Origin of the sequence: Variovorax ureilyticus, assembly GCF_037889935.1 — a bacterium.
In the GTDB taxonomy this organism is placed as follows: Bacteria; Pseudomonadota; Gammaproteobacteria; order Burkholderiales; family Burkholderiaceae_C; genus Variovorax; species Variovorax ureilyticus.
The window spans coordinates 72,556-85,689 of record NZ_JBBKZU010000004.1 but is presented as its reverse complement, the minus strand read 5'-3'; the positions used below and the strand labels follow the sequence as shown (position 1 = coordinate 85,689).

Genomic DNA, 13,134 nt, shown 5'->3' with positions numbered 1-13,134 from the left:
ATGCCCTACGTCAGGATCGAGGTCACCCGCGAAGGCGTGACGCAGGAACAGAAGAAGCAGTTGATTGCAGGCGCCACAGAGTTGCTGGTGCGCGTGCTCAACAAGGACCCGGCGACCACCTTCGTGGTGATCGATGAAGTGGATCTCGACAACTGGGGCGTAGGCAGCCTGCCCGTCGCGGAGTGGCGCCGCGCGCAGGCGGCCGCAAGGCCGCGATCGACCTAGCGCCTCCCGAAGATCGCGGTGCCGACACGCACCATCGTGCTGCCCGCCGCGATCGCCGCTTCGAGGTCGGCGGACATGCCGAGCGACAGCGTGTCGAGTTCGATGCCGTCCTGCCGTATCGCCTCGAACACCCGGGCCGCCGCGAGGAACAGGTCGCGCTGCGACTCGAAATCCGGCGCCGGCTCGGGGATCGCCATCAGCCCGCGCAGCCGCAAACGTGGCAACGACGCCACGGATCGCGCCAGCGCAAGCGCTTCATGGGGCGCCGCGCCCGACTTGTTGGCACCGGCATCGACATTGACCTGCAGGCACACCTGAAGCGGCGGAAGATGCTCGGGGCGCTGCTCGGACAAGCGCTGGGCGATCTTCAGCCGGTCGATGCTGTGCACCCAGTCGAAATGTTCGGCCACCACGCGCGTCTTGTTGCTCTGCAGCGGACCGATGCAGTGCCACTGCAGCGTCTGGCGCAAATCACGGAGCGCCTCGATCTTGGCGACACCCTCCTGCACGTAGTTCTCGCCGAATGCCGTCTGGCCGGCCGCGTGTGCCTCCCGCACCACCTCCGCGGGAAATGTCTTCGACACCGCAAGCAAGTGCACGCTCGCGGGATCGCGCCCGACGGTCGTGCACGCCTTCACGATCCGCTCCCGAACCTGCTGGAGGTTGTCGCCAATCATCGTCATAATCGTCAAAGCGTATCAAAACGTCACCGAGGAGCTTCGTGGACATCACCCAACTGCTGGCCTTCAGCGTCAAGAACAAGGCGTCCGACCTGCACTTGTCGGCCGGTCTGCCGCCCATGATCCGGGTTCACGGCGACGTGCGCCGCATCAACGTCGATGCCCTCGACCACAAGGCGGTGCATGCCATGGTGTACGACATCATGAGCGACACCCACCGCAAACACTACGAAGAGTTCCTCGAAGTCGACTTCTCCTTCGAGATCGACGGCCTCGCGCGCTTCCGCGTGAACGCGTTCAACCAGTCGCGCGGCGCGGCCGCCGTGTTCCGGACCATTCCGTCGAAGATTCTCACGCTCGAGCAGCTCAACGCACCCAAGATCTTCGGCGATCTGGCGCTCAAGCCGCGCGGCCTCGTGCTCGTGACCGGCCCGACCGGCTCGGGCAAGTCGACCACGCTGGCGGCGATGATCAACTACCTCAACGAAACCGAGTACGGCCACATCCTCACGGTGGAGGACCCGATCGAGTTCGTGCACGAATCCAAGAAGTGTCTGATCAACCAGCGCGAAGTGGGGCCGATGACGCTCTCCTTCGCCAACGCGCTGCGCTCCGCGTTGCGCGAAGACCCGGACGCGATCCTGGTCGGCGAAATGCGCGACCTCGAAACCATCCGTCTCGCGATGACCGCCGCCGAGACCGGCCACCTGGTCTTCGGCACGCTGCACACCTCGTCGGCGGCCAAGACCATCGACCGGATCATCGACGTCTTCCCCGGCGAAGAGAAGGAAATGATCCGCGCGATGCTGTCCGAATCGCTGCAGGCCGTGATCTCGCAGACGCTGTGCAAGACCAAGGACGGCCAAGGCCGCGTGGCCGCGCACGAAATCATGCTCGGCACGCCCGCGATCCGGAACCTCATCCGCGAAGGCAAGGTCGCGCAGATGTACTCGTCGATCCAGACCGGCAGCGGCCAGGGCATGCAGACGCTGGACCAGAATCTGACGGACCTTGTGCGCCGCAATGTCATTTCTTCGGCAGAGGCACGCGGCAAAGCCAAGATCCCCGAGAATTTCCCCGGATGATGTGGCACACCCCCAGGCTGCGCGCACTTCGTGTCGCTTCGCCAACCCCCTTGCAGGGGGCGATGCCAGCGGCCCGGCAAAGCCGGTTCCGCGGCATCCCTGGCATCGGAGCGGCGCGCAGGCTGCTCGAGGTAGTTAATTAGGAGCTCTCATGGAACGCGATCAGGCCAGTCAGTTCATCAACGACCTGCTGAAGCTCATGGTGAGCCGCAACGGCAGCGACTTGTTCATCACCGCCGACTTCCCGCCGGCGATCAAGGTGGACGGCAAGGTCACCAAGGTGTCGCAGCAGGCGCTGGGTGCGCAGCACACGCTGGCGCTCACGCGCTCGATCATGAACGACCGCCAGACGGCCGAGTTCGAGCGCACCAAGGAGTGCAACTTCGCGATTTCGCCGACCGGCATCGGGCGCTTTCGCGTGAACGCCTTCGTGCAGCAGGGCAAGGTCGGCATGGTGCTGCGGACCATTCCGGCCAAGTTGCCGACCATCGACGGGCTCGGCATGCCACAGGTGCTGAAGGACGTCTCGATGACCAAGCGGGGCCTCTGCATCCTCGTCGGCGCCACCGGCTCGGGCAAGTCGACCACGCTCGCCGCGATGATCGACTGGCGCAACGAGAACTCGTACGGCCACATCGTCACGGTCGAGGACCCGGTCGAGTTCGTGCACCCGCACAAGAACTGCGTGGTCACCCAGCGCGAGGTCGGCATCGACACCGACAGCTGGGAAGCGGCGCTCAAGAACACGCTGCGGCAGGCGCCGGACGTGATCCTGATGGGCGAAATCCGCGACCGCGAGACCATGGAGCACGCGGTGGCCTTCGCGGAAACCGGCCACCTCTGCATGGCCACGCTGCACGCCAACAGCGCCAACCAGGCGCTGGACCGGATCATCAACTTCTTCCCCGAGGAGCGCCGTGCGCAGTTGCTGATGGACCTGTCGCTCAACCTGCGCTCGCTGATCTCGCAGCGGCTCATTCCGACGGAAGACGGTCACGGCCGCATCGCCGCGGTCGAGGTGCTGCTGAACACGCCGCTGATCTCCGACCTGATCTTCAAGGGCGAGGTCGGCGAGATCAAGGAGATCATGAAGAAGAGCCGCAACCTCGGCATGCAGACCTTCGACCAGGCGCTGTTCGACCTGTTCGAAGGCCACGCGATCTCCTTCGAGGATGCGCTGCGCAACGCCGATTCGGCGAACGACCTGCGGCTGCAGATCAAGCTCAACAGCCAGCGCGCGCGGACCACTGACCTCTCGGCCGGCACCGAACACTTCGCGATCGTTTAGCTCGCCCCCAGGCTGCGCGCACTTCGTGTCGCTTCGCCAACCCCCGACCGGGGGCAACACCAGCGGCCCGGCAAAGCCGGTTCCGCGGTGTTCCTGCCCGCGCTAAGCTTGGGGCGATGACAAGCCTTACCCCCAAAATCTACGACGCCATCCCCCCACAAAAGGTCGCCTTCCTCGGCCTGGGCGTAATGGGCTATCCGATGGCCGGCCATCTGGCGCTGGCCGGTCACAGCGTGACGGTCTACAACCGGACCGACACCAAGTCCAATGCCTGGATCGATGAATTCAAGCCGCAGGCCAAGGGCACGCTCGCGCACTCGGCCACGCCGCGAGGCGCGGCATCGAATGCCGACATCGTCTTCTGCTGCGTCGGGAACGACGACGACCTGCGCTCGGTGGTTCTCGGCGAGAACGGCGCCTTCGCGGACATGCCCAAGGGCGCGGTGTTCGTCGACCACACCACCGCCTCCGCCAACGTCGCGCGCGAGTTGTCCAAGGCCGCGAACGCGCAGGGCCTGCAGTTCATCGATGCGCCGGTGTCCGGCGGACAGGCGGGCGCGCAGAACGGCGTGCTGACCGTGATGTGCGGCGGCGACTCGGCCGCCTTCGACCGCGTCAAGCCCGTGATCTCGGCATTCGCGCGGGCCTGCACGCTGCTCGGCGAAAGCGGCGCGGGCCAGCTCGCGAAGATGGTGAACCAGATCGCAATCGCGGGCCTCGTGCAGGGCCTGTCGGAAGCCATTGCCTTCGGCATGCGCGCGGGCCTCGACATGAACGAGGTGCTCGGCGTGATCGGCAAGGGCGCGGCCCAGAGCTGGCAGATGGACAACCGCGGCAAGACGATGATCGAAGGCCAGTTCGACTTCGGCTTCGCGGTCGACTGGATGCGCAAGGACCTCGGCCTGGTGCTCGACGAAGCCAAGCGCAACGGCGCGCGCCTGCCGGTGACCGCGCTGGTCGACCAGTTCTACGCCGACGTGCAGCAGGCCGGCGGCAACCGTTGGGACACGTCGAGCCTGATCACGAGATTGAAGTAAACACCCCCCAAGCCGCTTCGCGGCTCCCCCCTCTCTCGCCTTCGGCGGGAGGGGGGCGCACCCGGCGGCCCGGCCAAGCCGGTTCCGCGGGTGCCCTGGGCTGGGGCGCGGCGGTTTCGCCGTTGCTGATCAGCGGACCGGGGTTGTCACGACGCCGCTCGCGGCCGGCGTGGCGGCGGGCGCCGCTGACGGGGATCCGGGCAGCGGCTCCATCGGCGGCAGCGGAACGCGCGAGGTCGATGTAGACGACGACGTCGAAGCTGGCGCCGACGAACCTGATCCTGTCGACGTCGAGCCCGATCCGTTCATCTGCGAAAGCGGCTGCTGCGCCTTCAGGTTCGCGAGTTCCTGGTCGCTGATCACTTCCACCATGCGCACGACCTTCTTCACGCCCGAGGTGCCGCGCGCCACGTCTGTCGCGCGATCGGTCTCGGTGCGGGTGGCAATGCCCATGAGGTAGACCACGCCGCGCTCGGTCACCACCTTGAACGAGTTCGCGAAGATGTCGTTCTGGTCCAGCAGCGCGGCCTTCACCTTGCCGGTGATGAAGGCGTCGTTCGAGCGATCCGGGAAGCTGCTGCCGGGACCGACCACCACTTCGTTGACGACGGAGCGCACGTTGTCCACGCGGCGGATCGCTTCCTCGACCTTGCGCTTGTCGGCCTCCGAGCCCACGGTGCCGGTGAGCAGCACCTGGCGGTTGAAGCTCGTGACGGTCACGTTCATGTCATCGTTGGCGATGTCGCGGATGCGCGCCGCGCCGCGCAGTTCGATGGCCTGGTCGTCGACCTGCGCGGCCGAGCTGCGGCGATCGGTCGCCACCATGCCGGCGCCCGCCACCGCGGCGCCACCGACCACCAGCGGCGCGCAAGCGGAAAGGCCTGCGAGCGTGACGGCGCCTGCAGCCAATGCGATTGCGATTCGTCGTGCGGTAGTGGTCGTCATGGATCGGTGCCTTCCTGTGCGGGTGAACGGGATCGTCGATGGTAGCCCAGCGAAATCGACCGCCGGTTACGACGTGTCATCGCAGTGGCGTCCCTACAATTCGCCACGGCTGTGTCCCCGCACCGCGATCGATGGCGCGGTTGTTGCAAGCGCAGCCCTTGTCCATCCGTATGCGATCGAGCGAGGAAGGGGAACTCACTTGAATCCAAAGACCAGCCTTCTGCTGCCGCTGGCGGCATTGATCCTCGGCGGATGCACCTCGGTCGCGCCGGTCAATCCGCGCATCGACCATGTCGATCTGGACAGCGGCTACCGCGTCGGCAACAAGCTCAAGCGATCGCACGGTGTCAAGAACGATTCCGAAACGCTGTTCCTGCTCACGTTCTCCGGCGGCGGCACACGTGCGGCGGCCTTTTCGTACGGCGTGCTCGAGGAACTCCGCCGCACGAACGTGAAGGTCCACGGCGAGAGCGTGAATCTGCTCGACGAGGTCGACGCCATCGCCGGCGTTTCGGGCGGCAGCTTCACCGCCCTCGCCTATGCGCTGTACGGCGACAGGCTCTTCACCGAATACGAGCCCCGCTTCCTCAAGCGCGACGTGCAGGGCACGCTGACGCGGCGTGCGCTGAATCCGCTCAACTGGTTCGCGCTCGGCAGCGGCTCCTACGGTCGCTCGGAACTCGCTGCCGACTACTACGACGAGATCCTCTTCAACGGCGCGACCTTCGACGACCTGATGGACAAGCCCACGCCGGTCACCGCCGTCACGGGGACCGACCTTTCGACCGGCGCGCGCTTCCCGTTCTCGCAGGACCACTTCGACCTGCTGTGCTCCGATCTCGGCAAGGTGCGGCTCGCCCGCGCGGCGGCGACCTCGTCTGCCGTGCCCGCGGTGCTTTCACCGGTCACGTATCAGAACTACGGCGGCCACTGCGATGCGGTGATGCCGCCGTGGGTGAGCGACGTCACCCGCCCGGAGAACCCTTCCCGCCCGGCCGGCCGCGCGCTGCTTCGCTATCGCGACATCCAGAGCTTCCAGGACAGCGAGAACCGCCCGTACCTTCACGTGGTGGACGGAGGCGTTTCCGACAATCTCGGCCTGCGCGGACTACTGGAGGCGCTCGAAGAAGTGGAAGCCAGCCGCGCGTTCCAGGAGCAGGTGGGCTTCAAGGACCTGCGCAGGATCGTGGTGGTGGTCGTCAACTCGCGCTCGTCGCCCGACACCGACTGGGACCGCCGGCCGAACGCACCGGGCATCGTGTCGCAGCTCTTCCAGTCGTCGAGCGTGCCGATCGATCATTTCTCATCCGAGTCGGTGGAGCTGCTCAAGGACATCGCACAGCGCTGGGCCGACAAGCGCGAACTGGAAGTGGCCGAGCGCCGGCTCGCGGGCATGTCCAAGGCGCAGGCGGAAGCCTCGGTGCCCAAGCTGCGCTTCGACGCGATCGACGTGAGTTTCGAATCCATCACGGACCCCGAGGAGCGGCGCTACTTCATGAACCTGCCGACCAGCTTCGTGCTGCCCGAGGAGGCCGTGGACCGGCTTCGCGAACTGGGCGGCCGGCTGCTGCGCGAATCGCCGGCCTTCAGGCGGCTGGAGCGGGATGTGAGCGAAAGCGCCCCGCCCTCGAAGCGGGCGACGGCCCAGCCCTGAAGCGGCTCAGGCGGAGAGCAGCGACGAGTCCGTGTCCTGGTCGCCCAGCAGTTGGGCATCCACGCCGTCGCAGAAGCAATGCAGCGTGAGCAGGTGGACTTCCTGGATGCGCGCTGCGCGCTCATGCGGCACGCACACCAGCACGTCGGTTTCGCGCAATGCGCGTCCGACGGCGCCGCCAGTGCCACCGCCCGCGTTGCCCGCATTGCCGAGCAGCGCGATCACGGTCATGTCGCGCGCATGCGCGGCCTCGACGGCCGCCAGCACCGTGGCGGCCTGGCCGCTCGCGCTCAGCGCCAGCAGCACGTCGCCGGCCTGGCCGAGCGCGCGCACCTGCCGCGCATAGCGGTCGGCATCGGCTGCGCCGGGCGTGTCGGCGGCAGGATCGCTGGCATCGCCCTGCAGGGCGAGTGCGGCCAGCTCGGGGCGATCGCGTTCGAAGCGGCCGACGAACTGCGTTGCGAACTGCGCGGCCAGATAGCTGGAGACGCCGGCGCCGCATGAAAGGATCTTGCCGCCGCTGGTCACGCAGGCGAGCAGGGCCTGCATGGCTTGGGCGATGGGTTTTTCGAGAAGGGGGCCGGCCTGGTATTTCAGGTCGGCGCTGTCGATGAAGTGCTGCTGGATCCGTTGCTCAAGCATGGGCGTGAATGATATCCACCCCCAGCCTCGCCCACTGCGTGTGGCTCGGGCACCTCCTCCAAGGGGCAATCCCAGCGGCCCGGCGAGCCGGTTCCGCGGGATTCCTGGCCCACCCCCAGCCTCGCCCACTGCGTGTGGCTCGGGCACCCCCTCCAGGGGGCAATCCCAGCGGCCCGGCGGAGCCGGTTCCGCGGGATTCCCGGGTTCGGCGTCGCGTTACCCAGCGTCGAAGGCGGCTTGGATCCACTCGATGCGGTCTTCGACCAGCACCACATCGAAGCGGCATGGCGGCAGCGTGCGCAGGCGGCTCAGGTAGTGCCGCGCCGCGAAGATGATGCGGCGCTGCTTCACACCGGTGATGCTTCCGCCCGCGCCGCCATGCGTGCCCGATGCGCGCTGCCGCACTTCGACGAACACCAGCGTGCCGTCGCGCGGCACGCGCATGATGAGATCGATCTCGCCGCCGCCGCGGCCCGGCGTTCGATAATTGCGCGCGATCAGTTGCAGGCCCGCGGCCTGGAGGTGATCGAGCGCGGTGTCCTCGGCGGCATCGCCGCGCGCCTTGGTCGTTGTCTTGTCGTTCTGGAGAAAACCCATTGAACTCCCTCGCTCCCGCTTCGTTCGGCGCCGCGCTTCAGGCCGCGAGCGACGCTGCGGGCGCGCAGCATTATCCGCAGGGGACGCTCTACATCGTCGCCACGCCGATCGGCAACCTGGCCGACATCACGCTGCGCGCATTGCACGTGCTGCAGCTCGTCGACGCCATCGCGTGCGAGGACACGCGCCACACGCAAGGCCTGCTGCGCGCCTACGGCATCGAGAGCCCGTCGTCGCGTCTGCTGGCGGTGCATCAGCACAATGAAGCGGAAGCGGCTGAGGCGGTGATCCACCGGCTCGCGAACGGCGAGCGCATCGCCTATGTGAGCGACGCCGGCACGCCCGGCGTGAGCGATCCGGGGGCGCGACTCGTCGCGGCGGTGCGCGAGGCGGGGCATCGCGTACTCCCGCTGCCGGGCGCGAGCAGCGTCACGACACTGGTGGGCGCGGCCGGGCTCGTTTCGGAAGGCGAGCAATCCAGCGCATTCGTCTTCGCCGGCTTCCTGCCGAGCAAGGCCGGTGAGCGCGACGCCGCCGTGCTCGCGCTGGCCGACGAGCCGCGCAGCGTGGTGCTGCTCGAAGCGCCGCACCGCATCGAGGCGCTGGCGCGCTCGCTCGCGGCACTGGGCGATCGGCGCGTGACGGTTGGCCGCGAACTGACCAAGCAGTTCGAGGAAATCGCCACCGGACCCGCGGCTTCGTTGCCCGACTGGTTTGCCGAGAGCCGCGACCGCACGCGCGGCGAGTTTGCAATGGTGTTGCATCCCAAGCCGGTGGTCACCGGCGAGAACGCCGAAGGCGAGCGCGTGCTGCGCCTGCTGCTGGGTGAGCTGCCGCTCAAGAGCGCCGTGCGCATCGCGGCGGAAATCACCGGCGCGCCGCGCAACGCGCTCTACGACGCGGGCTTGCGGATGCGCGACGAACCGAGCGACTAAGGGCCTGTTCACACTATTTTCATAGTGCCCGTTGCCCCGCAAAGGTGGTGGCTGCAAGGCGCAAACCGCAGCCGGGCTGTCTGCCCGGCGAGGATTTGCAACGCCGCAGACGCCGCCTTTGCGGGGCAACCCTTCGGGCAAGGCAGCAAAACTCAGCCGTCGAGCTCCGGATACGCCCGGAAGATCCCTTCCTCGTTGAAAGGAATGCGCCGGGGACTCTGCAGGTAGTCATGCACCCGCTGGCGCCGGGCGACGTTGGCATACAGCTTGACGATGGCCGGCGTGTGCGCCAGCGCGCGCGCCGTCGCCTTGGGAAACGCATAGCGCAGACCCGCCACGAGCTGGAACAGCGACAGGTCGGCATAGGTCAACGAATCGCCGACCAGATGCACATCGCCCAGCGGGTTGCGCTGGAGGATGCGCTCGAACCAGTTGAGGAACTTCGGGATCCGCTCATCGCGAAACGCCTTCGCCCGCGCGAGCGCCGCTTCACGCTGGTCCTCGTAGTAGAGCCCCGTCGACAGCGGATGGTGCGTGTCGTGTGCTTCCGCCACGGCGTCGGCGATGGTGAGCTGGATCTGATGCGTCCAGAGCGCGTCCAGCTCGCCCGCGCCCGCGAGCCCGAGGCGCGGACCGAGGTACAGCAGGATCGCCGCCGTCTGCCCCACGACCACATCGCCATCGACCAGGAACGGCGGCGCGAACGAAGGGCGCGGGTTGCCCGGAGCGTCCAGGTCGCGCATGAGTGCCGATTCACCCCCACCCTTGGCCGGCGGCTCGCGCGCCACGTCGACATACTCGGCCCCCGCCGCCTCCAGCGCGAGACGGACGAATTCGCCGCGGCCCTGGATCGTGGGCCAGTAGTGCAGTTGATAGGCCATGAGTCGCTCCAACGCAGTTCAGGCATCCAGCATACGGGCGCACGCCGGCGCGGCAATCGCCCACAATGCGCCGTTCGTTCGTCGGAGCAATTCCATGACCCTGCTCGTCCTCGGCCTCGTCCTGTTCCTCGGTGTGCATTCGGTGTCGATCGTCGCGCCCGCCTGGCGCGACGCGCAAGTCGCGCAGCACGAGCGCGCCTTCAAGGGCGTCTACGCGCTCGTCTCGATCATCGGGTTCGCGCTGCTGATCTACGGCTACGGCCTGGCCCGGCAGGCGCCGGTGCTCATCTACTCGCCGCCGGTCGCGCTGCGGCATCTCGCGCTGCTGCTGATGCTGCCGGTCTTCCCCCTGCTCTTCGCGGCCTACATGCCCGGACGCATCCAGCGCGCGGCAAAGCATCCGATGCTGCTCGCGGTCAAGTTCTGGGCCACGGCGCACCTGCTGGCCAACGGCACGCTGGCCGACGTGCTGCTGTTCGGCGGCTTTCTCGTGTGGGCGGTGGCCGACCGCATCTCGGTCAAGCGCCGCGCCGTGCCGCGCAAGGTGCCCGGCGCACCGCCGAGCGCGATGAACGACGTCATCGCACTGGTCGGCGGACTGGTGGTGTACGTGGTGTTCCTGTTCTGGGGGCATGCGTGGCTGATCGGGGTATCGCCCCGCTGATTGCCGCGCTGGCATCAGGCTCTCCGCGAATCCTGGAGAATCGCCGGCTCCCGGGCTGAGCCGGGCGACAAGCCCGGTCCTTCAGCCGCTCAGTCAAGAAAAACAGGCTTCTCCATGTCTTCCATTTCCCCGACCGCGGGCCAGCCGCCGCGCGGCCTGGTCCCCATCAACCCCAAGCCCCTCGGCATCGCCGTGCTGCTCGTCGCGCTCGGCGCGGTGTACCTCGCGCAGACCGTCAGCATCCGCCAGGCCGCGCTCTACGTGGTCGGCGCACTGCTGGGCGTCACGCTGTACCACGCGGCCTTCGGCTTCACTTCCGCGTGGCGCGTCTTCATCGCCGACGGCCGCGGCGCGGGCCTGCGCGCGCAGATGGTGATGCTCGCCGTCGGCGTGATGCTGTTCTTCCCGGCGCTCTCGGCCGGCACGCTCTTCGGCCAGCCGGTGGCCGGCCTCGTCTCGCCGGCTGGCACATCGGTCATCGTCGGCGCCTTCATCTTCGGCGTCGGCATGCAGCTCGGCGGTGGATGCGCGTCGGGCACGCTCTACACCGTGGGCGGCGGCAGCACGCGCATGGTCATCACGCTGATCGGGTTCATCGTCGGATCGGTCATCGCCACCGCGCACATGCCCTTCTGGACCTCGATGCCGCAGCTCGCGCCGCTGTCGCTGGTGAGGACGCTCGGCGTCGGCACTGCGCTCGTGCTCAACCTGCTGGTGTTCGCCGGCATCGCGGCGCTCACCGTCATCATCGAAAAGCGCCGCCATGGCCGCCTCGTCAACGAACCCGCACGCGCCACGCACGCATCGCCGTGGCTGCATGGCCCCTGGCCGCTCGTCGCGGGCGCAGTGGCGCTGGCGGTGCTCAACTTCGCGACGCTCGCACTCGCGGGCCGTCCTTGGGGCGTGACCTCGGCGTTTGCGCTTTGGGGCGCCAAGGGCGCCGCCGCACTCGGCGTGGACATCGCGAGCTGGAAGTACTGGAGCGCCGGCCCGAACGCCGCCGCGCTTTCTGCACCGCTCAGCTTCGACGTGACGACCGTGATGGACATCGGCATCGTGCTCGGCGCCATGGCCGCCGCCGCGCTCGCGGGCCGCTATGCGCCGGTGTGGCGCATCCCGATGCGCTCGATCGTCGCGGCCGTGGTCGGCGGGCTGATGCTTGGCTACGGCGCGCGCCTCGCCTACGGCTGCAACATCGGCGCGTACTTCAGCGGCATCGTCTCCGGCAGCATCCACGGATGGCTGTGGCTGGTCTGCGCGTTTGCGGGCAACGTGCTCGGCACGCGGCTGCGGCCGCTGTTCGGGCTGGAAGTGGAGCGGGTGCAGAACACCGGGTGCTGACCATGCCACGCCTGCTCCTGCACCTTCGTCTTTCACGGGCCTCGCTCGCCCGCGCGAGCCGCATCCTGTCCGTCGGCGCACTCGTCGGCGCGACTTCGGTTGCCGCGCACGCCCAGGCGCTGCCACCCGGCGTCCACCTCGGCATGACCGCGCAGGAGCTGCAGGCCGCCCTGCCCACCGCCGAGCCGGTGTCGCGCCCGCAGCGGCTGTCGGGCGGACTGCTGGGCAGCTGGCGCGGCGAGCCCGCGCCCATCGACGGGCTGATGTTCAAGCCGACCTACTACTTCGCCGGTGGGGAACTGAGGCGCATCGAATACGACGCCTCCACCCAAGGCTTGCCAGACGGCGGTGAGACCGCGTTCTCGACCCTGCTGAAATGGGGTCGAAGCGAATTCGGCAACGAACTCGCAGCCCTCGACCCGGGCAGCACCTATGTGTCGTGGAGCAGCGGCGAGCTCGATGTCATCCTGCAACGCACCGGCGACGCGCGCAGGGCCAACCTGCGGCTGATCTACAAGCAACGACAGCTGCGCGACGCCAGCGAGCTCTGACGCGCGAGGCCGCAGGCCCCCGGAACCCGACGATTTGCGATCCCCCGCCGGCGGGAGCAAACTGACGGAGCGGCGACACCGCCGTGTTTGCGCAGGAGGATTGCCATGTCCATCCCTTCCCATCTGTCCAGCTATCTCGACCAGCGTGGCGCGCACTACGAGATCTCCGTGCACGGCAAAAGCCATAGCAGCCTGGAAACCGCCCGCTGCGCCAACGTCAGCCTGGGTCAGCTGGCCAAATCGGTCATCCTGGAGGACGAAAAGGGCTGCGTGATGGCCGTCGTGCCCGCGGACAAGATGGTCATGCTCGGCGAGTTCTCCCGCTTTGTCGGCCGACACAACCTGAAGCTGGCCGGCGAGGCACGGATTGCAGCGCTGTTCGGTGACTGCGAGCCCGGCGCGATACCGCCGGTCGGGATGGCATGGGGCGTGCCCACCATCGTCGACGACGAACTCGAATCCAATGAAGTCGTCTACATGGAAGGTGGCGATCACGAGCGGCTGCTTCGGATGTCGCACGCACAGTTTCGCGCGCTGATGCAGGCCCAGCCGCACGGGAGTTTTTCAAGGACCGTTGAGCACTGAGCAGGCAAGGCGACGGAAGGCCGA

General features: G+C 67.7%; 15 protein-coding genes. 10 read left to right on the top strand and 5 right to left on the bottom strand.

Annotation, left to right across the window (positions count from 1 at the left end):
• Complete coding sequence (locus tag WKW77_RS10590; protein ID WP_340356804.1) at window positions 1-225, top strand: tautomerase family protein; 225 nt, start codon at window positions 1-3, stop codon at window positions 223-225.
• On the opposite strand, the gene WKW77_RS10585 is transcribed toward WKW77_RS10590, so the two are convergent.
• Window positions 222-908, bottom strand: coding sequence for a YggS family pyridoxal phosphate-dependent enzyme (locus WKW77_RS10585; RefSeq protein ID WP_422823172.1), 687 nt, complete (start codon window positions 906-908; stop codon window positions 222-224). The genes WKW77_RS10590 and WKW77_RS10585 overlap by 4 nt on opposite strands.
• A 38-nt stretch (window positions 909-946) precedes the next feature.
• Here WKW77_RS10585 and WKW77_RS10580 point away from each other — a divergent pair, with 38 nt between their 5' ends.
• The 3 genes from WKW77_RS10580 to WKW77_RS10570 all read left to right on the top strand — a co-directional run bounded on the left by WKW77_RS10580 (window position 947) and on the right by WKW77_RS10570 (window position 4,315).
• Window positions 947-1,990, top strand: a complete 1,044-nt coding sequence (locus WKW77_RS10580; RefSeq protein ID WP_088954845.1) for a type IV pilus twitching motility protein PilT — start codon at window positions 947-949, stop codon at window positions 1,988-1,990.
• A gap of 151 nt (window positions 1,991-2,141) precedes the next feature.
• Entirely contained in the window at window positions 2,142-3,278 is a 1,137-nt protein-coding gene (locus tag WKW77_RS10575) for a PilT/PilU family type 4a pilus ATPase (RefSeq protein ID WP_340356802.1), read from the top strand.
• Window positions 3,279-3,394: 116 nt separating this feature from the next.
• Entirely contained in the window at window positions 3,395-4,315 is a 921-nt protein-coding gene (locus WKW77_RS10570) for an NAD(P)-dependent oxidoreductase (protein WP_340356801.1), read from the top strand.
• Between the two features lie 129 nt (window positions 4,316-4,444).
• On the opposite strand, the gene WKW77_RS10565 is transcribed toward WKW77_RS10570, so the two are convergent.
• Window positions 4,445-5,260 (bottom strand): BON domain-containing protein, encoded by an 816-nt coding sequence (locus WKW77_RS10565; protein WP_340356800.1) that lies wholly within the window; start codon window positions 5,258-5,260, stop codon window positions 4,445-4,447.
• A 199-nt stretch (window positions 5,261-5,459) separates the two neighbouring features.
• On the opposite strand from WKW77_RS10565, the gene WKW77_RS10560 reads away from it, so the two are divergent.
• Window positions 5,460-6,914: a patatin-like phospholipase family protein gene (locus WKW77_RS10560; RefSeq protein ID WP_340356799.1), complete on the top strand. Its 1,455-nt coding sequence runs from the start codon at window positions 5,460-5,462 to the stop codon at window positions 6,912-6,914.
• A 6-nt stretch (window positions 6,915-6,920) separates the two neighbouring features.
• Here the strand turns inward: WKW77_RS10560 and WKW77_RS10555 are convergent, their stop codons facing one another.
• Together WKW77_RS10555 and WKW77_RS10550 are read right to left on the bottom strand one after the other, a co-directional pair.
• Window positions 6,921-7,556, bottom strand: a complete 636-nt coding sequence (locus WKW77_RS10555) for an SIS domain-containing protein (RefSeq protein WP_340356798.1) — start codon at window positions 7,554-7,556, stop codon at window positions 6,921-6,923.
• Window positions 7,557-7,772: 216 nt separating this feature from the next.
• Window positions 7,773-8,153 (bottom strand): YraN family protein, encoded by a 381-nt coding sequence (locus tag WKW77_RS10550; protein ID WP_340356797.1) that lies wholly within the window; start codon window positions 8,151-8,153, stop codon window positions 7,773-7,775.
• On the opposite strand from WKW77_RS10550, the gene rsmI reads away from it, so the two are divergent.
• Window positions 8,153-9,088 carry a 16S rRNA (cytidine(1402)-2'-O)-methyltransferase gene (rsmI, locus tag WKW77_RS10545; RefSeq protein ID WP_340356796.1) on the top strand — a complete coding sequence of 312 codons (936 nt, stop codon included), beginning with the start codon at window positions 8,153-8,155 and terminating at the stop codon, window positions 9,086-9,088. The two genes, WKW77_RS10550 and rsmI, sit on opposite strands and share 1 nt — an antisense overlap.
• A gap of 152 nt (window positions 9,089-9,240) precedes the next feature.
• On the opposite strand, the gene WKW77_RS10540 is transcribed toward rsmI, so the two are convergent.
• Window positions 9,241-9,969, bottom strand: a complete 729-nt coding sequence (locus tag WKW77_RS10540) for a glutathione S-transferase (protein ID WP_340356795.1) — start codon at window positions 9,967-9,969, stop codon at window positions 9,241-9,243.
• Between the two features lie 94 nt (window positions 9,970-10,063).
• On the opposite strand from WKW77_RS10540, the gene WKW77_RS10535 reads away from it, so the two are divergent.
• The 4 genes from WKW77_RS10535 to WKW77_RS10520 all read left to right on the top strand — a co-directional run bounded on the left by WKW77_RS10535 (window position 10,064) and on the right by WKW77_RS10520 (window position 13,110).
• Window positions 10,064-10,633: an NnrU family protein gene (locus tag WKW77_RS10535; protein WP_340356794.1), complete on the top strand. Its 570-nt coding sequence runs from the start codon at window positions 10,064-10,066 to the stop codon at window positions 10,631-10,633.
• A 114-nt stretch (window positions 10,634-10,747) separates the two neighbouring features.
• Window positions 10,748-11,974, top strand: a complete 1,227-nt coding sequence (locus tag WKW77_RS10530) for a YeeE/YedE family protein (protein WP_340356793.1) — start codon at window positions 10,748-10,750, stop codon at window positions 11,972-11,974.
• Between the two features lie 2 nt (window positions 11,975-11,976).
• On the top strand, window positions 11,977-12,525 hold the full coding sequence (locus WKW77_RS10525) for a hypothetical protein (protein WP_340356792.1): 549 nt from the start codon (window positions 11,977-11,979) through the stop codon (window positions 12,523-12,525).
• 105 nt (window positions 12,526-12,630) lie between these two features.
• The gene (locus WKW77_RS10520; protein ID WP_340356791.1) at window positions 12,631-13,110 is read left to right on the top strand and encodes an aminoacyl-tRNA deacylase; all 480 of its coding nucleotides are present in this window, start codon (window positions 12,631-12,633) and stop codon (window positions 13,108-13,110) included.
• Window positions 13,111-13,134 lie beyond the last annotated feature (24 nt).

Coding starts and splice junctions, on each gene's coding strand:
- WKW77_RS10570 (WP_340356801.1), top strand. CDS start 3,395: ATGACAAGCCTTACCCCCAAAATCTACGACGCCATCCCCCCACAAAAG.
- WKW77_RS10530 (WP_340356793.1), top strand. CDS start 10,748: ATGTCTTCCATTTCCCCGACCGCGGGCCAGCCGCCGCGCGGCCTGGTC.
- WKW77_RS10565 (WP_340356800.1), bottom strand. CDS start 5,260: ATGACGACCACTACCGCACGACGAATCGCAATCGCATTGGCTGCAGGC.
- WKW77_RS10520 (WP_340356791.1), top strand. CDS start 12,631: ATGTCCATCCCTTCCCATCTGTCCAGCTATCTCGACCAGCGTGGCGCG.
- WKW77_RS10555 (WP_340356798.1), bottom strand. CDS start 7,556: ATGCTTGAGCAACGGATCCAGCAGCACTTCATCGACAGCGCCGACCTG.
- WKW77_RS10575 (WP_340356802.1), top strand. CDS start 2,142: ATGGAACGCGATCAGGCCAGTCAGTTCATCAACGACCTGCTGAAGCTC.
- WKW77_RS10540 (WP_340356795.1), bottom strand. CDS start 9,969: ATGGCCTATCAACTGCACTACTGGCCCACGATCCAGGGCCGCGGCGAA.
- WKW77_RS10525 (WP_340356792.1), top strand. CDS start 11,977: ATGCCACGCCTGCTCCTGCACCTTCGTCTTTCACGGGCCTCGCTCGCC.
- WKW77_RS10585 (WP_422823172.1), bottom strand. CDS start 908: ATGACGATGATTGGCGACAACCTCCAGCAGGTTCGGGAGCGGATCGTG.
- WKW77_RS10590 (WP_340356804.1), top strand. CDS start 1: ATGCCCTACGTCAGGATCGAGGTCACCCGCGAAGGCGTGACGCAGGAA.
- WKW77_RS10550 (WP_340356797.1), bottom strand. CDS start 8,153: ATGGGTTTTCTCCAGAACGACAAGACAACGACCAAGGCGCGCGGCGAT.
- WKW77_RS10535 (WP_340356794.1), top strand. CDS start 10,064: ATGACCCTGCTCGTCCTCGGCCTCGTCCTGTTCCTCGGTGTGCATTCG.